Source organism: Mesorhizobium shangrilense, from assembly GCF_040537815.1.
GTDB classification, from domain to species: Bacteria; Pseudomonadota; Alphaproteobacteria; order Rhizobiales; family Rhizobiaceae; genus Mesorhizobium; species Mesorhizobium shangrilense.
On record NZ_JBEWSZ010000001.1, the window covers coordinates 2,630,777 to 2,650,160 of the forward strand.

At 62.3% G+C, this 19,384-nt stretch carries 20 protein-coding genes; 6 read left to right on the forward strand and 14 right to left on the reverse strand.

Going from position 1 to position 19,384, the window contains the following annotated elements:
- Positions 1–6: 6 nt before the first annotated feature.
- Both ABVQ20_RS13200 and ABVQ20_RS13205 read right to left on the reverse strand, forming a co-directional pair.
- Complete coding sequence (locus tag ABVQ20_RS13200) at positions 7–981, reverse strand: hypothetical protein (protein WP_354459936.1); 975 nt, start codon at positions 979–981, stop codon at positions 7–9.
- A gap of 199 nt (positions 982–1,180) precedes the next feature.
- The gene (locus ABVQ20_RS13205) at positions 1,181–1,699 is read right to left on the reverse strand and encodes a glycosyltransferase (protein WP_354459937.1); all 519 of its coding nucleotides are present in this window, start codon (positions 1,697–1,699) and stop codon (positions 1,181–1,183) included.
- A gap of 150 nt (positions 1,700–1,849) precedes the next feature.
- On the opposite strand from ABVQ20_RS13205, the gene ABVQ20_RS13210 reads away from it, so the two are divergent.
- Complete coding sequence (locus ABVQ20_RS13210) at positions 1,850–3,004, forward strand: PA0069 family radical SAM protein (protein ID WP_354462173.1); 1,155 nt, start codon at positions 1,850–1,852, stop codon at positions 3,002–3,004.
- Positions 3,005–3,157: 153 nt separating this feature from the next.
- Complete coding sequence (gene rnhB / locus ABVQ20_RS13215; RefSeq protein WP_354459938.1) at positions 3,158–3,853, forward strand: ribonuclease HII; 696 nt, start codon at positions 3,158–3,160, stop codon at positions 3,851–3,853.
- A gap of 270 nt (positions 3,854–4,123) precedes the next feature.
- Here the strand turns inward: rnhB and ABVQ20_RS13220 are convergent, their stop codons facing one another.
- From ABVQ20_RS13220 to ABVQ20_RS13250, 7 genes are all read right to left on the reverse strand, one after another.
- Complete coding sequence (locus ABVQ20_RS13220) at positions 4,124–4,615, reverse strand: F0F1 ATP synthase subunit B (RefSeq protein ID WP_354459939.1); 492 nt, start codon at positions 4,613–4,615, stop codon at positions 4,124–4,126.
- Between the two features lie 10 nt (positions 4,616–4,625).
- Positions 4,626–5,210 carry a F0F1 ATP synthase subunit B gene (locus ABVQ20_RS13225; protein ID WP_354459940.1) on the reverse strand — a complete coding sequence of 195 codons (585 nt, stop codon included), beginning with the start codon at positions 5,208–5,210 and terminating at the stop codon, positions 4,626–4,628.
- Positions 5,211–5,272: 62 nt separating this feature from the next.
- Positions 5,273–5,497 carry a F0F1 ATP synthase subunit C gene (locus ABVQ20_RS13230; RefSeq protein ID WP_227348563.1) on the reverse strand — a complete coding sequence of 75 codons (225 nt, stop codon included), beginning with the start codon at positions 5,495–5,497 and terminating at the stop codon, positions 5,273–5,275.
- 65 nt (positions 5,498–5,562) lie between these two features.
- Positions 5,563–6,321, reverse strand: a complete 759-nt coding sequence (locus ABVQ20_RS13235) for a F0F1 ATP synthase subunit A (RefSeq protein ID WP_354459941.1) — start codon at positions 6,319–6,321, stop codon at positions 5,563–5,565.
- A 49-nt stretch (positions 6,322–6,370) separates the two neighbouring features.
- Positions 6,371–6,787, reverse strand: a complete 417-nt coding sequence (locus ABVQ20_RS13240) for an AtpZ/AtpI family protein (protein ID WP_354459942.1) — start codon at positions 6,785–6,787, stop codon at positions 6,371–6,373.
- Positions 6,788–7,042: 255 nt separating this feature from the next.
- Positions 7,043–8,227: a cell wall hydrolase gene (locus ABVQ20_RS13245; RefSeq protein ID WP_354459943.1), complete on the reverse strand. Its 1,185-nt coding sequence runs from the start codon at positions 8,225–8,227 to the stop codon at positions 7,043–7,045.
- 77 nt (positions 8,228–8,304) lie between these two features.
- Entirely contained in the window at positions 8,305–9,666 is a 1,362-nt protein-coding gene (locus ABVQ20_RS13250) for an MFS transporter (RefSeq protein ID WP_354459944.1), read from the reverse strand.
- A gap of 124 nt (positions 9,667–9,790) precedes the next feature.
- Between ABVQ20_RS13250 and ABVQ20_RS13255 the strand changes: the two genes are divergently transcribed.
- On the forward strand, positions 9,791–10,720 hold the full coding sequence (locus ABVQ20_RS13255) for a LysR substrate-binding domain-containing protein (RefSeq protein ID WP_354459945.1): 930 nt from the start codon (positions 9,791–9,793) through the stop codon (positions 10,718–10,720).
- Between the two features lie 126 nt (positions 10,721–10,846).
- On the opposite strand, the gene der is transcribed toward ABVQ20_RS13255, so the two are convergent.
- Positions 10,847–12,286 carry a ribosome biogenesis GTPase Der gene (gene der / locus ABVQ20_RS13260; protein ID WP_354459946.1) on the reverse strand — a complete coding sequence of 480 codons (1,440 nt, stop codon included), beginning with the start codon at positions 12,284–12,286 and terminating at the stop codon, positions 10,847–10,849.
- Positions 12,283–12,948 (reverse strand): tetratricopeptide repeat protein, encoded by a 666-nt coding sequence (locus ABVQ20_RS13265; protein ID WP_354459947.1) that lies wholly within the window; start codon positions 12,946–12,948, stop codon positions 12,283–12,285. The genes der and ABVQ20_RS13265 overlap by 4 nt, the downstream gene beginning before the upstream one ends.
- A 189-nt stretch (positions 12,949–13,137) precedes the next feature.
- Between ABVQ20_RS13265 and ABVQ20_RS13270 the strand changes: the two genes are divergently transcribed.
- Entirely contained in the window at positions 13,138–14,139 is a 1,002-nt protein-coding gene (locus tag ABVQ20_RS13270) for a polysaccharide deacetylase family protein (protein WP_354459948.1), read from the forward strand.
- 24 nt (positions 14,140–14,163) lie between these two features.
- Here ABVQ20_RS13270 and sbmA read toward each other — a convergent pair whose 3' ends face one another.
- From sbmA to ABVQ20_RS13285, 3 genes are all read right to left on the reverse strand, one after another.
- Positions 14,164–15,423 carry a peptide antibiotic transporter SbmA gene (gene sbmA, locus ABVQ20_RS13275; RefSeq protein ID WP_354459949.1) on the reverse strand — a complete coding sequence of 420 codons (1,260 nt, stop codon included), beginning with the start codon at positions 15,421–15,423 and terminating at the stop codon, positions 14,164–14,166.
- 113 nt (positions 15,424–15,536) lie between these two features.
- Positions 15,537–16,697, reverse strand: coding sequence for a YbfB/YjiJ family MFS transporter (locus ABVQ20_RS13280; RefSeq protein ID WP_354459950.1), 1,161 nt, complete (start codon positions 16,695–16,697; stop codon positions 15,537–15,539).
- A 121-nt stretch (positions 16,698–16,818) separates the two neighbouring features.
- The gene (locus ABVQ20_RS13285; RefSeq protein WP_354459951.1) at positions 16,819–17,034 is read right to left on the reverse strand and encodes a hypothetical protein; all 216 of its coding nucleotides are present in this window, start codon (positions 17,032–17,034) and stop codon (positions 16,819–16,821) included.
- A 94-nt stretch (positions 17,035–17,128) separates the two neighbouring features.
- Here ABVQ20_RS13285 and ABVQ20_RS13290 point away from each other — a divergent pair, with 94 nt between their 5' ends.
- Positions 17,129–18,043, forward strand: coding sequence for a LysR substrate-binding domain-containing protein (locus ABVQ20_RS13290; protein WP_354459952.1), 915 nt, complete (start codon positions 17,129–17,131; stop codon positions 18,041–18,043).
- An 81-nt stretch (positions 18,044–18,124) separates the two neighbouring features.
- Entirely contained in the window at positions 18,125–19,381 is a 1,257-nt protein-coding gene (locus tag ABVQ20_RS13295) for an aminopeptidase (protein WP_354459953.1), read from the forward strand.
- The last annotated feature ends 3 nt before the right edge of the window (positions 19,382–19,384 follow it).

The following is a 19,384-nucleotide window of genomic DNA, read 5'->3' on the forward strand; positions in this document are numbered from 1 at the left end:
CCCAGCTCAGCGGATGACCGGCTCGCCATGGAACCGACGGCGCGAAGGTGGCGACACGCCGAAGCCGACTTCCATCATCAGCCTCGGCGTGCGCGTCGGCACCGTCCCCATGTGGAACCCGAACGGATCTTCGACAAAGCCGAGGCCAGCCTGCCCCGTCAGTGTGATCGGGCTTTGTTCGCCATAAACGTTAAGAACCTCTTCCGCCGGATGGCCGACGAGAAGCGTCATCTGATGCTTGAGAATGCGGCGGTTGTGGCTGCCCCGGACATAGACATGCGGGCCGGTATCGGCGTCGACAGGCACCAGGTAGAAGAAGAATTTCAGCATCCGCCAGTCGTCGAGGTCGAAATGGTATTTGCCGAGCGACGCCAGGTTCTTGTCGGCATCGGATGCCGCCCCTGTAGGAAAGCTCCACCAGACCCGCGTCGTGATGAGTTTGGCCTGTCCACCCAGATAGTGCGCGGCGATGTCGAGAAGCAGCGGATCGCGCTGCACGGCAAGTGCGGCACCGCAGTCGAGTACACGTTCGAAATAGTGCCCGCTGAGCAGCGGACGGCCGAAACGTCTTTCGGCATCGGCATGTTCGCCCGGCATGAATTCGAGCCGGCGATCGAAATTGCCGAAGCACGGCGTTTGCCCGGCGAAGCGGGCGATCTCGTCGTGGATCGATGACGGCAGGACAAGCCCGGAAAACAACCCATCCGATCTCAGCGCATCGACGGCGGCCTCGCCGTCGACGCCTGTGAACATTGTCTCATGGGCGTTCCGTGCCGGCCGCGCCGGCTTTGCGCCGAGCCAATGCAGCCGCCGCCCCGGCATGGTGCGCGCCAGCATGAACATCGGAAGCCATGCCGGATTTTCACGCAAGTCAGACAGATAGGTCGGTATGCGCGCAGCAATGCGCTGAAACAGGCTGCCGTTTCGGGCCACGGCCTCGAGGCTTGCCGTGCCGGATTTGTCGGGGGGTGAAAGGCTCATCGGGATCCTCGGATATGAGGGCAGCACCGACAAAGCATCGGCTGCTTACCGCTCCGGCATGACCCAAACCTGATTAACCCGCCTGAAGCAGGGTAACCCCACGTCACGTCTTGTGCAACGCACAATTAGCAATGTGCGGTGCAAAAATCATCCGCAGATCAAGACGGCTTGATGCTGGCCGGTGTAGCCGGCCGTCCAGTCAGGGCGATTTCCTCGGCCTCGGCGGGGCCACCCATATCTCGGCATCGAGCTTCCTCGTCGCCAACCCTCGTGCAATCGCCTCCCCGCTATCGGCGTTCTTCGAAAGCGCGCTGGCCTGACGCCTGTTGATCAACATTCCTTCGGCCAGGGCACGGTTTCCCGAAAAGACCCGCGACAGAAATGGCGTGCGGCTGCCGCGCGCCGGCGAAAAACGCGCGGCCATGGTTTGCCTGGCGGTGTGGGCGACGACCTCGTCGGTCCATCCCTCCACCAGCCTGGCGCCAGGCTCCAGCAACAGCAGCCAGTCGCCCTTGGCCTGCCCGATGCCAGACGCCGTGCCGCCGGTCACGTATTGACAGCCGGCGTGTTCGGCAACCCGGTGCGTCTGATCGGTCGAACCGGTGTCGCAAACGATGACTTCGCGCACCACGCCCTCGACCGCTCCGCCGACCAGCGACGCAAGCGTGCGGGCGAGGCCCTCCTCGTCATTCAGGGTTTCAATGAGAACGCTGAGCATGCTTAGCCGAATAGCGGAAAGCCGGGCGCTGCGCCAGTTTTTGCGATGCACCATACAAAGTTCTTGATTTGTTCTCATTTGCAAAATAGGAATAGTTTCATGAACAGAGCGATTCGACAGATTGCCGACAGTCCTTGGGAGAGGGCGAAGATGGAACAGATCGTGCGCGCGGACATTGCAGCTTTCGGGGCTGGAAGAGCCGAGATGGCAAATGCGATGATCGAGCAGAGCGGTGTGCGTGTTCGCCCTGACCGCAACCGTGGACGGTCGGCGGGCATCAATCCATCCGGCAGGTTCGAGCCGGTCAGCCGGCATGTCTTCGATGATGGCTGGAACTCGCTGGAGGAATTGCCGCCGTTCAAGACCGAAGTGCAGGTGGAGAAGCCGCGCACAATCATCACCCGCAACGAATCGCCGGACATCTCCTTCGACCGTTCGATCAACCCGTACCGTGGTTGCGAGCATGGCTGCGTCTACTGCTTTGCCCGGCCGACGCACAGTTTCATGGGCCTGTCGCCGGGTCTGGATTTCGAATCGAAGCTGTTCGCCAAGCCGGATGCGGCGCGGCTGCTCGACAGGGAATTGTCGAAGGACGGCTATCAGCCGCGCACCATCGCCATCGGCACCAACACCGACCCCTACCAGCCGATCGAGAAGCAGTACCGGATCATGCGCGAGATCCTCGAAGTGCTGGAGGCACGAGGCCATCCGGTCGGCATTGTCACCAAATCCGCTTTGGTAACGCGCGACATCGACATCCTGTCGCGCATGGCCGAGCGCGGTCTTGCCAAGGTGGCGTTGTCGGTCACTACAATGGATCGCATGCTGGCACGCACGATGGAGCCGCGCGCGTCGACGCCGACCAAGCGGCTTGAAGCGATCCGGCAGCTTTCTGATGCCGGCATCCCGGCTTCGGTGATGGTCGCACCCATCATCCCCGGCCTCACCGATCAGGAGATGGAGCGTATCCTGGACTCGGCGCGAGCAGCGGGAGCGCTGGAGGCCGGCTATGTGGTGCTGCGCCTGCCGCTGGAGGTCAGCCCGATCTTCAAGGACTGGCTGCTGCGCCACTATCCGGACCGCTATCGCCACGTCATGTCGCTGATCCGTTCGATGCGCGACGGCAAGGATTACGATTCGGAATGGGGCAAACGCATGAAAGGTGCCGGCCCCTATGCCTGGCAGATCGGGCGGCGTTTCGAGATCACCGCCAAGCGGCTTGGCCTCAATGTCGAACGGCGCACGCTTCGGACCGACCAGTTCGTTGCCGCCGGAAAAGACCAGGTGCAACTGACGCTACTTTGAGAGCGCAGTTCATCGCGGTGGTTTGATCTGTCGCAGCACCAAGAATCCCGTCCGGCCTGCCCCGGCCTGCAGACGGTGCCCTCCCGGTCCGGCGCCCCACCCGACCCGGAGGGACTTGCGGAGAATCGGAGCCAGTGCGAACCTCGCCGCAACATGGCTCGCGCGCGTTCCGATTCTCCGCCTCTCTTCGAAATCATCGAGAGACCCGATTTCTCCTTCGAGACGAAGGCGATGGCGGAAGGCCTGTGGCCAGTGGCGGGGATGGATGAAGCCGGCCGGGGACCGCTCGCGGGACCGGTCGTCGCCGCAGCGGTGGTGCTCGATCCCGCCAACATCCCGGAAGGGCTTGACGATTCCAAACGCCTTAGCCATCTGCAGCGAGAGGCATTGTTCCTGCGCATTCTCGGCTCAGCGCTGGGCGTATCCATGGCCTCCATCAGCGCCGAAGGCATCGATAGCAGCAATATTCTGAAAGCCAGTCTGGAAGCGATGCGCCGCGCGCTGGTCGGACTGCCTGTTCAACCGAAGCTCGCTCTCGCCGACGGGCGCGACGTACCGCCGGGACTGCCTTGCGCGGGGCGCGCGCTGATCAAGGGTGACCAGCGCTCGCAGTCGATCGCCGCGGCTTCGATCGTCGCCAAGGTCATGCGCGACCGCATGATGTGCGGCTGCGGCAACCATCACGATCGCTACGGGTTCGAGGTCCACATGGGCTATGCCACGGTCCGCCATCGCACGGCGATCGAGGCGCATGGGCCCGTGGCGCGGCTGCACCGTGTGTCCTTTGCGCCATTCAGGCTTGGCGGGACTGAGGTGGCGGGAGAAGAGAGTTTCGCCGGGCTCGATTGAGTTGAACGGCTGAGCACCTAATCTCCCCCCTCGGGGGGAGATGTCGCCAAAGGCGACAGAAGGGGTCCTCTCAACCAGCTCGACGCGCGCCTCTTGGCGACGAAAGATCAGCTCGGCGCTTCACGCGCGGCGCCCCCCTCTGGCCTGCCGGCCATCTCCCCCTCGAGGGGGGAGATAGGCGCTCAGCCGCCTTCGCGGATCTCCACTGCCACACAACAAAAAAGCCGCCAGGTTTCCCAGGCGGCTTTTCCGAAGTTTCCGGCGATCGGCTCAGTTGAGCTTCGACTTCACGTCCTGCAGCGAAGCCTTGAACAGGTCCGCGCCCGCCTTGGCATCGACCTTGCCGGCAAGCAGCGCGCGCGCTGCTTCGACGGCGATATCGACGGCGCTGGCACGCACTTCGGCGACCGCGTCACGCTCGGCCTGACCGATCTTCTGCTCGGCTATCGCTGTGCGCCGCGCGACATAGTCCTCGGTCTTCTTGTGCGCGTCGGCGGCAAGCATGTCGGCCTCGCGCTTGGCGGCGGCGACAATGTCGGCGGCCTCCTGCTCGGCTTCCTTGCGCTTGCGCTGGTACTGGCCGAGCAGCTGCTGGGCCTCCTCGCGCAGCCGGCGCGCTTCCTCGAGTTCATTGCTGATCTTGGCCGCACGACCGTCAAGAGCCTTGGCGATCATGCCGGGCACCTTGATGTAGATCACAATGCCCACGAAAATGATCAGGGCAATCGTGGCCCAGAGTGTTGCTAGAGCTGTAGCGTCCATGATGCGCCCCTCACCCGGCCACGGATTTGACGGCGGCCGCGACCTCGGCCTTGCTGGCCTTGCCACCGACAAGCGCCTCGACGATTTCCGAAGCGGTGTCCTCGGCGATGCCGCCGACTTCCTTCATGGCATTGGCCTTGATGGAAGCAATGCGTGCCTCGGCCGCACCGAGCTTCTCGTCGAGCGCGGCCTCGACCTTCTTGCGTGCCGCCTCGACTTCCGCCTTGGCTGCATCGCTTGCCTGCTGACCAATCGTATTGGCCTTGGTCTTGGCTTCCGCCAATTCCTGTTCGTAGGCAGCGACAGCAGCGTCGGCTTCACCCTTCAGCTTGGCCGCCTGGTCGAGGTCCCGTGTGATGCGCTCGTTGCGGACGTCGATGATGCCACCAACGCGCGGCATCGCCACCTTCTTCAAGAAGAGGTAGAAAAGCCCGAAGGTAATCGCCAGCCACAGAAGCTGCGACGGAAACGTCGACGGATCAAACGGCGGGAACGCGGCATGCGCCTCGCCGGGCACTGCTGTGCCCGAATGCGTATCGCCTCCCGCGCCGGTAGCCGGCGCGGTCTCTTCCGCAAAGGCAGATGTCACGAACATCTTATTTCCCTGTCCATACGGTAAGGCCGCACCATGCGCCTCACTTCGTCAGCCTGTTGTTCTTACTTGAACACCAGGAGGAGAGCGATGAGGAGCGAGAAGATGCCCAGAGCTTCGGTCACGGCGAAGCCGAAAATCAGGCGGCCGAACTGGCCATCGGCAGCCGACGGATTGCGCAGCGCGCCCGAGAGATAGCTGCCGAAGATGTTGCCGAGGCCAATGCCCGCGCCACCCATGCCCACGCAAGCGATGCCCGCGCCGATCGCAGCTGCTGCAGATACGTCCATGTTAAACTCCTGTCGTTCCGTTGTCGTTGCAGTTTGTAGTTGGCGTCATGCGCCGGTGAAACTTTTTAGTGACTGGGGTGCAGAGCGTCGTTGAGATACATGCAGGTCAAGACGGCAAAGACGTATGCCTGCAGGAAGGCGACGAGCAATTCCAGCGCCGTCAGCGCCACGGCCATGGCCAGCGGCAGCACCGAACCCGCGATACCGACAGCGCCCAATGCACTGAGGCTCACGACAAATCCCGAAAACACTTTCAGCGTAATGTGGCCAGCCAGCATGTTGGCGAATAGACGAACCGAGAGGCTGACCGGGCGCGAAACGAAGGAAATCACCTCGATCGCCACCACAAGCGGCATCAGGTAGATCGGCACGCCGTGCGGCACGAACAGCTTGAGAAAGCCCAGACCGTGTTTCATGAAGCCGTAAACGATCACGGTTCCGATCACCAGAATGGCGAGACCGAAGGTGACGATGATGTGGCTGGTGATGGTGAAGAAATAGGGGACAAGGCCAAGCAGGTTGGCAACGAGCACGAACATGAACAGCGAGAACACGAGCGGGAAAAACTTCATGCCTTGCGTTCCGGCAGCGTCCCTCAACATGTTTCCGACGAATTCGTAGGCCATCTCGGAGACGGACTGAAGCCGGCCAGGAACGAGGCTGCGGCTCGACGTGGTGAGATAAAGGAAAGCCGCTGCGACAACCACGGTCGCGACCATGAACAGTGCCGAATTTGTGAAGGACAGGTCATAGCCGCCGATATTGATCGGAATCAGCTTGATGATATGGAACTGGTGGATCGGATCGACCTTGTCAGCTGCCACGTTCAAACCCCATCACTGCCGCGCACGGCCTCATTACAACTACCGCTCATCAAGAGCGGCCATTTCCATCGTCCCGGTCACGGCGCGGTTTCTCGCCCTGTCCGAATTCTGCCACCGCCCCTGCGGAACGCAGCACATTGAGCACGCCGGCGCCAAAACCCAGCAACAGAAACACGATCAGACCCCAAGGCGATGTCCCCGCCTGACGGTCGATGATCCAGCCAAGACCGGCGCCCACCACCACTCCGGCGATAAACTCGCTGGATAGTTTGAGCGCCTGGCCATATCCGGCCGCACTGCCCGCTTTCGCGTCGTCTTTCCCCTCGAGCCGCTCCGGCCGCCTTGTCGCAAGCGATGCTTCAAGTTCACGCCGACGGCGCTCAAGATCGTCGTCACGGATGTCGGCTGCATGCTGTTTGCCGGGGCCGGTTTTTCCGGTTCCGTCTGGCCCATTCTCGTCGGCCATCGCAACCCCCTTGCCCGGTCAGACCGTCACCGTCCGTCCGCTTCTAAAGTCGCCGGCAACATAGTTAGAGGGTTTGCGCCCGTCAAGCCACGGGCCGAACTTCAATGTGATGTATTTTCTACTTTAAAATCAATACTTTAGAAAGGTGCGACATCGTGCCCGGCATGGCGGCGAGCAGGCGCGGCCCGAATCCCCCGCGCGACAGGTCTTTGATCGACCCCGCTCACAGGAAACCCGGCGGCGACTATCGCGCCGTCAACTCCAGCCGCCGCCATAGGTGCGATAGAAGATATGCAGGCCGATCTTGGTCATCTTCTGCATCGTGCGCGCCCAGCCCGGATGGACATACTGGGCATAGTAGTGGGTCGACGATCCCACTTCAGGAATGAATATCTTGCCGGCCGTGACGGCCATGGCAATGTCCTGAGCGGTCTTGTAGGCGACAGGGTTTTCGATCCGCTTCTTTCGCCCATCACAGGCGAACGAGAACTGGCAACGGTTGAACCAGCTATCGTTCTGGTAGACGACACCGCAGATCGAGTTCGGGTAGGCCGGATTGCGGACGCGGTTGAGGATGACCTGGGCGACGGCGGCCTGGCCGCGCACGGATTCGCCCCTCGCCTCGAAATAGATGCCGTTGGCAAGGCACGCCTGCTCCGGCTTGGAGAAGACGCTCGCCGGAAGCGGGTTCTGTATCCATGCGTGATCGCCCTTCGCCATCGGCGGAATGAAGCGGCCATTGTCCGGCTTCTCGTCCTGCAGCAGCACCTCGAATGGCGACGCCTTGGCATAGTCGGGCGCGGAGGATGCATAGGCCGTCGCCAGCACGTCGGCCTTGTCATTGTTGACCAGGGCGGCAAGCATGGCCGGCACGCCGGGATCCGGCTTCTTGTCCTCGCGCGCGTGGAAAGCGGCGGCGATCTGGACTTCCTTGCCTTTGATCCGCGGCTTGGCGAAGGCCATCTTCAGGTCGCTGTCCATGCTCGGACGCAGCAGGGACGACGTGCGCTCGAAGATCGAGCCGGCGTTGAAGTTTTTCGGCGGCGCCACTGGCGAAACCTGGATGATGCGGCCCTTTTTGTCGGCACGCATAATGCGATCCTCGTCGGGCGATCCACTGACCTTGCCGCCCTTGCCGCGAAACGACACCGCGCCGATGCCGGCAAGCTTGACGCCGGATCCGGAGAGCGAGCCAGTGGTATCGGAATCGGCGAAGGGCATCTCGGCCGCATGAACCGAGCCCGCGACCGATTTCTCGACATAGGCGTTCCAGCGGACGTTCGGCGCCTCGAGGCCGGAAATGAGGCTCGTCATGTCCTGATAGGCGACAACGGTCGGAAAGCCGATCCAGATGCCAAGGCCGATAACGAATGGAGCGATGAAGGAATGTTTTCTCTCACCGGCGGCGGCGACAAGCCGCTTCAAAACACGTCGATGCACGGAACTCTCCAGGAACGCTACTGAACCCCACTGGAGAGAAACAATGGTGCATTAACCTTGATGGGACGTTAACGGGTTCAATCGAGTTTTCCGTGTTCAACCGCAACACCGCGGTTTTGCGACCTTGGGCAAGCCGAAGACAATGACGCCGGCTGAAGAAAGATCGGCCAGGCGACAAGCGCACAGGCGGCCGCCGCCAGCCATACCCCTGTCCATGATACAAGGATCAGCAGGCCCGGAATGGCTGTTGGTACCAGGAAGAACGCAACGAAGACGAAGCTGTTGGCAAGGCCAAGAGCGGTTCCGGCATGGTTGGCGCCAGCAAGCGTGGCAAGCTCGGTGTAGGCGACACCATGCCATGAAGAAACGCAGATGCCGGCGACAACCAGCGCGGCGACCAGTGCCGGCACAAGCACCGGCGCGGGTATTGCGGGTGATGCCATGACGAGCAAGCCGAGGACAGCGAAAGCCATGGCGCTCAAGGCGCTGCAGAGACGCAGGAAGGACCGGCGGTTGCGATGACGATCCGTGAAGCGGCCGCTCCAGACGCGCATGATCATGGCGCCGACCTGTACGGCGGCCAGGCTTGCGCTGATCACCGCCGTTCCCATCCCGCCGAAGTCATGCAGGAAGACCGCGGCAAAGGTAAGCACCGCAACCTGTGGAAAGCACAGCAGGCCGATGGCCATTGCAATGCGCCAGATGTCGAGATTGCGCAGTGGCTTGGAGCCGGCTGGCGAAGCCATGTTGGCGTTGGAATGCGGACCGTCCTGGGCTGGCGGCTGATGCAGCCAGAGCCATGCGAAAAAGGCTGAGACCGCCGAGGCCAAGGCCAGAAGTCCAAAGACCGCGGCAAAGCCATGAGCCGAAGCAAGTGATGGGAGAACGAGTGCGCCAAGTCCGCCGCCGAGCGGTACCGCCGTCTGCCGGATGCTCATGGCGAAGCCGCGTTCGCCTTCGTGAAACCAGGCCATGATGGCACGGCCGCTCGAGCCGTTGACGCTGCCGCCGAGCAGGCCGGTGACCAGAAAGGCGACGGCCAGTAACGTTACGCCGGGAATATGCAGCGCCGACGGCACCACCAGCAACGCCATGAGACCAAGCCATGCCGCGGTTGCAGCAAGTCCGGTCAGCAGCACATAGCGGTCGCCCCAACGGTCTGTGAGGAGACCCCAGGGCAACTCGCTCAGTGCAACCCCCAACCCCAGAAGGCCGAGAACCAGACCGAGCTGGCCATTGCCAAGATGATAGCCCGATCGCAGGAAGACGGCCGTGCTTGGTACACCCGAGAAGGTCGCGGAAAAACAGGCATTCGCGACGACTCCTATGCCCAGGACCTTCCAGCGATGACCGGGACCGAATGCCGCCGGAGCCAGGGAAGCAATTTTGCCGTTCGGCTGAGGCGTATCCTCGCAGCGGCTGACGGTGATGGCTGACATCGAGAGGTCCCTTCGGTGATCTGGCAATGACTGCCAGACCTTGACGCGCTTTTCCTACCGCCATAGTTTCATCCTGAATATTGGGAACTTCAAAACATAATGTCCCATAAATCAGGACTATTTCATGCGACGCGTAACGCTCGACCTCGACGTTCTCAGAAGCTTCGTCACCGGCATGGAACTGGGCAGCTTCGCCAAGGCAGCCGACCGGCTTGGTCGCTCGACCTCGGCAGTCAGCGCGCAGCTGAAGAAACTTGAGGATCAGGCCGCCACCCCGATCTTCCGCAAATCGGGACGCGGCCTGGCACTGACGGAAGCCGGAGAAACCATGCTCGGCTATGCGCGCCGCCTGCTCGAACTCAATGACGAGGCCGTGTCCGCCATCCATGACGTCGAACTGGAGGGCTGGGTACGGCTCGGACTTCAGGAGGATTTCGGCGAAGCGGTGCTGCCGGATGTGCTCGGGCGGTTTGCGCGTGCGCATCCCAAGGTCAAGATCGAGGCCAGGATCGCACGCAGCTACGAACTTGCCGAACGGATCACGTCGGGCAGCCTCGATATCGCGCTGGCATGGCACAATGACGATAAGTTGCCCTATAGCCAACATGTCGCCGACGTTCAGATGCGCTGGATCGGTCCGGCAAGTGTCATTGAAACCAACCTGCGCCATGGCCAGGCGCTGCCGCTGGTCGCACTCGAAGCACCATGCCTGTTGCGTGCAGTGGCGACGGAGACGCTCGACAGAGCCGGCCTGCCCTGGCGGATGGCCTTCTCCAGCCCGAGCCTTGGTGGCATCTGGGCGGCCGTCGCCGCTGGGCTCGGACTGACGATCCGCACCGACATCGGCCTGCCGGCCAATGTGCGGGCAATGACACCGGAAATCACCGGATTGCCGCCATTGCCGGGCATGGCGCTGTTTCTGCATCGCAAGGAAGCCGAACTGGATCCCGTGGCGGCGAGGCTTGCCGACATCTTGCTTCAGGCGGCACTGGAATCGCTGCCCGAAAGTGCGCGGGCGCGGTCCGCGCATCATGGCCTGCGAAGTGTGGCATGATGCCGGCGCCCTTCGAGCAATTCCAGGAAAAGTGTGAAACGGTTTTCCGTCCGGAATTGCGTCAAAACAAAAAGCTGGAGCGGTTTGCCGTTTTCGTGAAACGGTGAACGGGTCTAGCGCCGCCGTTCACTGGCGTTTCTTCGCCCGGCCGGCGAACGGGTTGTCCGATGTGCGCAATGCCATGCGGATCGGCACGCCTGGCATATCGAAGGCCTCGCGCAGGCTGTTGGTCAGATAGCGGACGTAGGATTGCGGCATCGCATCGGGCCGTGAGCACTGGACAACAAAGCCCGGCGGCCGGGTCTTGGCTTGCGTGAGATATTTGATCTTCAGCCGGCGCCCCGCCACGGCGGGCGGCGGATGATGCGCCAAAATGCCTTCCAGCCAGCGGTTGAGCTTGCCGGTCGAAACGCGGCTGTTCCACACCTTGTGCGTCCTGATGACGGCTTCCATCAGCTTGTCGAGACCGCGGCCGGTCTCGGCCGACACCGTCACCGCCTGCATGCCGCGCGCCTGGGGAAGAAGCCGCTCGGTCTTCTCGCGCAGTTCCGCCAGCAGTTCCTGGGGGTTGTCGATCAGGTCCCATTTGTTGAAGGCGATCACCGGCGCGCGCCCTTCGCGGATGATCAGGTCGGCGATCTGCAGATCCTGCTTCTCGAAGGGAATGGTGGCGTCGAGCACGATGATGACGATCTCGGCGAAACGGATGGCGCGCAAGCCATCCTGCACCGACATCACTTCCAGCTTTTCGTGAATCCTGGCCTTGCGGCGCATGCCGGCCGTGTCGAACAATTTGATACGGCGACCGCGCCAATCCCAGTCGACGGAGATAGAATCGCGGGTGATGCCGGCTTCCGGTCCGGTCAGCAGCCGCTCCTCGCCGATCAGCGCGTTGATCAGGGTCGACTTGCCGGCATTCGGACGGCCGACGACGGCGATGCGCATCGGCTTGGTGTCGTCATAGGTGTGGACATCTTCGGCATCCGGGTCGACGATGTCCTCGCCAATCAGAACCTCGCTGGCCGCGACCTCCTCGTCACCGCCCTCTTCCTCCTCGCCGAAGGCGCGCGCCTCGCCAAGCGCCCCGATCACCGCGTCGCGCAGGTCGGGCATGCCTTGCCCGTGTTCGGCCGAAACCGGAATCGGTTCGCCAAGGCCAAGCTCCCAGGCTTCCAGCATGCCGCCCTGGGCGCCCTTCGCCTCAGCCTTGTTGGCGACCAGCACGACCGGCTTGCCCGATTTTCGCACGATCTCGGCAAAGGTCTTGTCGTCCGGCATCAGGCCGGACTTGGCATCGACCGTGAAGAAGATCAGGTCGGCTTCGCGGATGGCGATTTCGGTCTGCGCGCGCATGCGTCCCGGCAGCGTGTTCGCGCCGGCGTCCTCGAAGCCCGCCGTGTCGATGACGTCGAAATGCAGATCGTAGAGCTTGGCCGCGTGAACGCGGCGATCGCGGGTGACGCCCGGCGTGTCGTCGACAAGCGCCAGCTTCTTTCCCACCAGCCGATTGAAAAGCGTTGATTTGCCGACGTTAGGCCGACCGATGATGGCGACTTTGAAGGTCACGACGCATTGCCTGACCCACGAATCAGTTCGGACATCAGCGTCGCCCGCTCACGCGTGTTGCGTGGGGCGCCGTCATCCGAAGCGATCTGGTCGAACAGTTTCAGGGCATCCGCCGTCTTGCCTTCCTTCCAGGCAGCAAGGCCAAGCGCCTCGCGCGCGGTGTGGCGCAGCGTGTTGGTGTCTGAGGTCAGCGCTTCGACGCGGCTGGAAACATCGGCAAAGGAGCCGTGATCGACCAGAAGCAGTGCTGCCCTGAGCCGCGCCATGTCGCGAATGCCCGCGGGAATGGCGGTGTCGGCGGCCACGCCGTCGAAATCCTTGACCGCCGCGTCGACATCGCCCTTGTCGGCCTTGACGGTCGCCGCCCGCATGCGGGCAAGCAGCGGATAGGCGCCGTAGCCGTCCTTCTCCAGGGCACCCAGCGCGGCAAGCGCGTCATCGCTCTTGCCGTCATTGGCCAGCTTGAGCGCCTGCGAGAAGGCGTCGCCCGAACGGTTGGCGCGGGTTTCATCCCAGTAGCGATAGCCGACGAAAGCAGCGGTGCCGACCACGATCAGAACGGCGACACCAATCAAGGCGGGACCAAAACGGTCCCACAGCGCCTGCGCCTGTTCGCGACGGATCTGTTCGTTGACTTCGCGGATAAAAGTGTCGTCCGACATATACAACCATTCCTGCCCTGCCGGGCCCTTCTTGAGCCCGCGTTTTAGCGGAATTTTGTCGGCATGGAAGGGGTTCGGCAGGAAAATCGGCTATTGGCCGCACGGGCGGACCACGAAGGCCGACCGCACCCACGCCACATTTGCCCGATAGCCGGCTCTCGAACCAGTCCCATGCAGATCAGATTGTCAATGCGTCTACCATTCCGCGTTCTTGCGTTTTCCCTCGTTTCGCTTGCTGCATCAAATGCGGCTCTCGCCGATCCGCCCACGGCGCCGGTGCCGGCAAAGCCAAAACAAATCGTCATCATCTCGTTCGACAGCGCCCGCGACATTTCGCAGTGGAAACGCAGCCGGGCGCTGGCCCAGCGCACCGGCGCGCATTTCACCTATTTCCTGTCCTGCGTCTTCCTGCTGACGCCGGAGACGCGCGCGCAATATACGGCGCCTGGCAAGACCGCCGGCAAATCCAACATCGGCTTTGCAGCGTCCAGGCAGGAAGTCGCGGATCGTCTCGAGCAGATCACACTTGCTGCGGCCGAAGGCCATGACTTCGGCAGCCATGCCTGTGGCCATTTCGACGGCAAGGACTGGAGCAAGGCGGACTGGCTGAACGAGTTCAGCGCGTTCGATCGCATTTTCGAGAACGCCTATGCGATCAACGGTATCACGCCCGAACCCAAGGGCTGGCGTGACTTCGCGCGGCACGCGGTGGTCGGCTTCAGGGCGCCCTACCTGTCAGCGAACAAGGCTCTCTACGAGGCATTGCCGGCGGCAGGCTACCTGTTCGACGCGAGCGGCGTGTCACGCGGCCCGGTCCAGCCGCCAACCAGCAATGGCATCACCCGATTCTCGCTGCCGCAGATTCCGGAGGGTCCGAAATCCCGGCCGGTGATCGCCATGGATTACAATCTCTATGTCCGCCACTCCGGCGGCTTCGAGCGGCCCAGCGCGGCAGGCGAGTTCGAGAACCGGACCTATGACGCGTTCCGCGCTGCCTTCAACACCCAATACAACGGCAAGCGGCTGCCGCTGGAACTCGGCTTCCATTTCACGCTGATGAACAACGGTGCCTACTGGAACGCGCTGGAGCGCTTTGCCGGCGAGGTCTGCGTCAAGCCCGATGTCGAGTGCATCAGCTTTCGAGACTATGTTTCGCGGCTCAAGGGCGGCGAACAGACAGTGGGCGGCTGAGCCGCCCACTTTGTCTCCTGGCTATCACGCCGGGTCCTCGGCACCATGCCTTGCAAGATAGCGCTGATCGATATCCGGCAGCGGCTCGCCCTGCAGGGTCGCCTCGAAAGCGCGGAGGCGCTTGTGCACCGACTGAAGCTCGACGATGGTTGACCAGGACGTGAGCAGGAACTGCAGCGATCCCGTCACTTTGCCAAAGGCGTTCGAAATCTGGTTCAACGCACCGAAGGTTATCTTGTGCGCCACCAGCGAGGGACCCAGGATCAACAGCGAGAAGATGTTGTCGGCCTGCAGGTAGGTGTACCGGACAACGTTGAAATAAATGTAGTGGAAATAGAGCCTGAAATAATTGTGGCGGACATTGGCAAACAGCTCCGCCGTGGTCGCCGGTTGAGCCCTGTCCGCATGGTCTTCGCCATAGACGAGTTCCTTGCGATACGCGGCTTCGACACGCTGGTTACGGAATTGCAGGCCCGGCAGCTTCAGACCAGCAACCATGACCGAGATTGTGCCAAACAAACACCAGGCCAGCGCCGCAATGACCAGAGGCTGAGGGATGGCGCCGACAATGGGCAGTTCGCTGATGTGGGCCTGTAGCTGGATCATGACTGGCAGGAACGCGATCAGGGTCATGATCGACTGAACGAAGCTGGAGCCCAGGTCTTCCATGATCTGTGAGAACCGCATCGTGTCTTCCTGAATGCGCTGTGAGGCGCCTTCGATGTGTCGCAGCCTGCCCCAGTTCTCGACGAAATAGTTGTTCATCGCCGTACGCCAGCGGAAGATCCAGTGGCTGACAATGAAGGCGTTGACCACCTGCACGTTCATGCCGACCAGCGCGAGCCACGAAAAATCAGCCAGTCCGATATAAAATTCGCCGTTTGTCGACTTTCCGGTCCCCGACATCAGCCCCTGCACATAGTCAAAGAACGGACCGTACCACGCGTTGACGGCGACACTGACCTGCACATTGAAATAGATGAAGAACAGTATGACTGCCGTCATCAGGATCGACCAGCGCTGCCACGGATGCGGAGAATACCAGCTCCAGAACGCATAGAAGACCGCCACGCAAAACACGAAATAGAGATAGAACCAGAGGAACGGCTTCGACACGAGAACCGCAATACCGATGATGGCCGGCGCATCCGCGGCGGCCGGCGGCAGCCCAAAAATCGAGCCCAATTGCTCGCCGCCGAAGAACCAGAACAGGATTGCCGCAAGGCTCCAGATGGCGGCCGAAGAGAAGAACAGCTTCGGCTGCGGGAAAAAGGATACGAACACTGTGGCGAATTCCTCGATCTGTGCGCAAATCAGCGGGGTTCAGCGGGCATAAAGTCACACATTAGTTGGAAAGAAAATGCCTGCCCAATGCCCTGCACCGAGCAAGACCATAATCATGGCGATTTTGGCGCAGCTGACCATGTGATGACGCCGGAGACGACCAGCATGGCTGCGGCGACGATCGAGGCGAGGAAGAAATTGCCTGACGCCTGGGCCAAAAGCCCGGCGGCGATCGGGCCGATGATCTGGCCAAGACCAAAAGAGGCCGTCATCAAGGCAAAGATGCGCCGGGGCGCCCTTGGCGCCTGTTGCCGCGCGGCCTGCAGGCCAAGCGCGGTGATGGCGATGAAGGTGCCGCCAAGCAGCAGGCCGCCAAGCAATGGCCCGGTATATCCGCCAAGTGCCACGCTGGCGGTGACGCCGACAACCTCGACGAGGCATGCCAGCGCATAGGCGGCGTAGAGCCCGATGCTCGCGGCGATCTTCTGCCACAACCAGGTCGAGGGAAAGCCGGCAAGCCCGGCGACCATCCATACGACAGCCTCGAAGACGCGGCTGCCGCCGCCTTGCCGAACGATGGCGACCAGGAATGTCGCCGTCACTACATAGCCAAAACCAAACAGGCCATAGCCGATAATGACCTTCGACAAGGAGCGGGTTTTCGGCAGAGCCGGCTCACCGGCGGCTTCGCCATTGGCGAGCGGGCCCTCGTTCACCAACAGCGCCACGACCAGGAAACCGCAAGCCGAAATCGCTGAAGACCACAGCCAGCCAGCTGCCCAGCCGGCATGTTCGGTGACCAGCACCGCCATCATTGCCGCGGAGATCGCGATGCCAAGGCCAACGCCGCCGAAATGCCAGGCCTGCAGGTCGCTGCGGCCGGCAGCGTTTATATGACTGAAAACGATGCTGGCCATGAAAACCATGACGAAAGCGCTGGCCAGACCGGCCAGGAAGCGAATGACGAGAAAGGCGACCATGGTTTCGGACAGCCCCATGAGGGCCGCGAGGACGGTGCTGGCACCGAGGCCCACGAACATCAGCAGACGCTCCCGCCCATGCGCCCAGCCGCCCGCCGCCGCAAACGCGCCGATGAGGTAGCCGAGATAGTTGGCCGAGGCGATCCAGCCAGCATTGGCCGGCGACAGATGCAGTTCCTCCATCATGCCTGGCAGGATAGGCGTGTAGACGAAGCGGCCGATGCCCATGGCGACGGCCATCGCGATCAAGCCGGCGAAGGCAAAGCGCAGCGGTGATGGAGAAACCGTGTTCATTGCAGCGCACAATAGGTGCGCGCCGGCCCTTGAAACAATCCGCCTTTTGTTAGGCCAGCGGGATCGTGGCCGCCGCGGACAACTCGAACTATTCCCGTCGGGCCTCAGCCTGCCTCAGCGGTCAACAGCCACAGGCCCGCAAGGTCGTGGTCTCGTAAACCGTCCGCCGCGCCGTCAGCCTGAATGGCACATCTCCGAGTTCGCGCTCCGACATAGCGTCCAGCACCGGGTGCGACAGCGGATCGATCACCCATCTGGTGGTTTCGCTCTCATGCCGCAGGCGTTGCGCTGCGCTCCCAGCGAAGAAGATGTTCAGCGATGATAAAATCTTCAGCATCCTCGCCTCCGCAGTCCGTCTGTTTCCAGCAAGGTCTGCCGTTTCAACATCTCTTTCAATTGAGATTTCAATCCCGGCAGTTTAGAAAAACTGTATGGCTATGCTGAACCGCGTCCACCTCAACGGCCTGCGCGCCGTGGAAACCGTCGCTCGCCTTGGGTCGCTTTCGGCGGCGGCGGGCGAACTCAACGTTTCCGTCAGCGCGGTCAGCCAGCAGATCAACCGGACGGAAAAGCAGCTCGGCCGAGCCCTGTTCGAGCGGACGGCAAGCGGCCTCGTCCCCACCGAATTCGGCACGGTCTTCACGGCCCGGCTTGGCGTGGGCTTTCGCGAACTGGCCGAGGCGATGATGCTTGCCAACGAGACGACCCAATGCACGCTGGTGGTCTCGGTGGCGCCGGCCTTTGCGTCTAAATGGCTGCTGCCGCGCCTCTCCCGTCACTTCGACCGGCACCCGAATGTGCTCCTGCGCGTCGACGCCTCGGTTCGGGTCGCCGATCTCGACCGCTCCGACATCGACATCGCCATTCGTCTCGGCGACGGCAAATGGCCGAATGCCCGCGCGGAACTGCTCGTGGCGTTGGAAGTATTTCCCGTCTGCGCGCCGGTCATCGCCAGGAAACTGAAATCGATCGAGGATCTCGCCCAGACCTGCGCCATCACCGACGAACGATCGATGATCAACTGGGAAAGCTGGTTTGAAGCGGCGGGCGTCAAGCCGATCACCTTCCAGAAGGGCGCGCGCTTCACCGATCCGATGCTTTGCCTGGAATCGGCGATTGCCGGCCACGGCGTCATGCTCGGCTGGCAATTGCTGACCGCCGATGCCCTGGCGGATGGCCGCCTCGTCGCGCCCTTCGGCATCCGCGCCCAGAGCGGCCTCGGTTACTGGCTGGTGACATCGCCAACCAGAACCGAAAGCCGCAAGGTCCGCGACTTCAAGGCCTGGATCCGGGAAGAGATCGAGGCGACCATGTTGCGGTTCGGATCGCTGGAGCCCGCGGATTGAACATGCTGGCGGCGATCGCGGTGGAAAGGTCGACGGTGCCGGTCTATGTATGATCGATCAACATCACGGCAGGCAGGGATCATGACCACACATTCGCGCGGCGTTTCCGCAACCATCGACCCGGTGAAGCTCGACAGGCTGGCCGAGGTTGCCATCAAGGTCGGGCTGCAGTTGCAGCCGGGACAGGACCTTGTCGTGACATCATCCATCGCCGCCTTGCCGCTGACGCGACGGATCGTCGAGCACGCCTACAAGGCTGGTGCCGGCCTGGTGACGCCGATCTTCAACGATGACGAGATGACGCTGGCGCGCTATCGGTTTGGCGCCGATGCCGGCTTCGACCACGCCGCCGGCTGGCTCTACGAGGGCATGGCCAAGGCCTTCGCCAACAATGCCGCACGGCTTGCCGTGCGAGGCGAGGATCCATCGCTGCTGTCGGCGCAGGACCCGGCGAAGGTGGCGCGCGCCAACAAGGCCAATTCGATCGCCTATCAGCCGGCCTTGGAGAAGATCACCGGCTTCGACATCAACTGGAACATCGTCGCCTATCCCGACAAGGCCTGGGCCAAGCAGGTATTCCCCGATGATGCGGAAGACGTCGCAGTGGTGAAATTGGCCGACGCCATCTTTGCGGCCTCGCGGGTGGATGTCGAAGACCCGATCGGCAACTGGAAGGCGCACAACGCCGCACTGCGCAGCCGCACCGAATGGCTGAACGGCCATAATTTCCACGCACTGCATTTCACAGGACCCGGCACCGATCTGAGCGTTGGACTGGCTGACGGCCATGAGTGGATGGGCGGCGCCTCGACCGCCAAGAACGGCGTCACCTGCAACCCCAACATCCCAACCGAGGAGGTCTTCACCACGCCACATGCAAGGCGGGTCGAAGGCCATGTTTCGAGCACCAAGCCGCTGTCCTACCAGGGCACTCTGATCGACAACATTTCGGTGCGTTTCGAGGAAGGTCGCATTGTCGAGGCAAAGGCTTCGAGGGGCGAGGACGTGCTGAAGAAGGTGCTCGATACCGACGAGGGTTCGCGCCGTCTCGGCGAAGTGGCGCTGGTGCCGCACTCCTCGCCGATCTCGGCGAGCGGCCTTTTGTTCTTCAACACGCTGTTCGACGAGAATGCCGCCTGCCACATCGCGCTCGGACAGTGTTATTCGAAGTGCTTCGTCGACGGCGCATCGCTCAGCCAGGACGAGATCGCCGCGCGCGGCGGCAACAAGAGTTTTATCCATATCGACTGGATGATCGGTTCGGACAAGATCGACATAGACGGCGTTCACAAGGACGGTCGCCGCGTGCCGGTCATGCGCAAGGGCGAGTGGGCCTGAGGG

Bases quoted from the DNA above. Each gene is read 5' to 3' on its own strand.
- ABVQ20_RS13210 (WP_354462173.1), top strand. From the start codon at position 1,850: ATGGAACAGATCGTGCGCGCGGACATTGCAGCTTTCGGGGCTGGAAGA.
- ABVQ20_RS13255 (WP_354459945.1), top strand. From the start codon at position 9,791: ATGCGACGCGTAACGCTCGACCTCGACGTTCTCAGAAGCTTCGTCACC.
- ABVQ20_RS13200 (WP_354459936.1), bottom strand. From the start codon at position 981: ATGAGCCTTTCACCCCCCGACAAATCCGGCACGGCAAGCCTCGAGGCC.
- ABVQ20_RS13295 (WP_354459953.1), top strand. From the start codon at position 18,125: ATGACCACACATTCGCGCGGCGTTTCCGCAACCATCGACCCGGTGAAG.
- ABVQ20_RS13250 (WP_354459944.1), bottom strand. From the start codon at position 9,666: ATGTCAGCCATCACCGTCAGCCGCTGCGAGGATACGCCTCAGCCGAAC.
- ABVQ20_RS13220 (WP_354459939.1), bottom strand. From the start codon at position 4,615: ATGGACGCTACAGCTCTAGCAACACTCTGGGCCACGATTGCCCTGATC.
- ABVQ20_RS13285 (WP_354459951.1), bottom strand. From the start codon at position 17,034: ATGCTGAAGATTTTATCATCGCTGAACATCTTCTTCGCTGGGAGCGCA.
- ABVQ20_RS13205 (WP_354459937.1), bottom strand. From the start codon at position 1,699: ATGCTCAGCGTTCTCATTGAAACCCTGAATGACGAGGAGGGCCTCGCC.
- ABVQ20_RS13270 (WP_354459948.1), top strand. From the start codon at position 13,138: ATGCGTCTACCATTCCGCGTTCTTGCGTTTTCCCTCGTTTCGCTTGCT.
- rnhB (WP_354459938.1), top strand. From the start codon at position 3,158: ATGGCTCGCGCGCGTTCCGATTCTCCGCCTCTCTTCGAAATCATCGAG.
- ABVQ20_RS13240 (WP_354459942.1), bottom strand. From the start codon at position 6,787: ATGGCCGACGAGAATGGGCCAGACGGAACCGGAAAAACCGGCCCCGGC.
- ABVQ20_RS13280 (WP_354459950.1), bottom strand. From the start codon at position 16,697: ATGAACACGGTTTCTCCATCACCGCTGCGCTTTGCCTTCGCCGGCTTG.
- ABVQ20_RS13290 (WP_354459952.1), top strand. From the start codon at position 17,129: ATGGCTATGCTGAACCGCGTCCACCTCAACGGCCTGCGCGCCGTGGAA.
- ABVQ20_RS13230 (WP_227348563.1), bottom strand. From the start codon at position 5,497: ATGGACGTATCTGCAGCAGCTGCGATCGGCGCGGGCATCGCTTGCGTG.
- ABVQ20_RS13265 (WP_354459947.1), bottom strand. From the start codon at position 12,948: ATGTCGGACGACACTTTTATCCGCGAAGTCAACGAACAGATCCGTCGC.
- ABVQ20_RS13225 (WP_354459940.1), bottom strand. From the start codon at position 5,210: ATGTTCGTGACATCTGCCTTTGCGGAAGAGACCGCGCCGGCTACCGGC.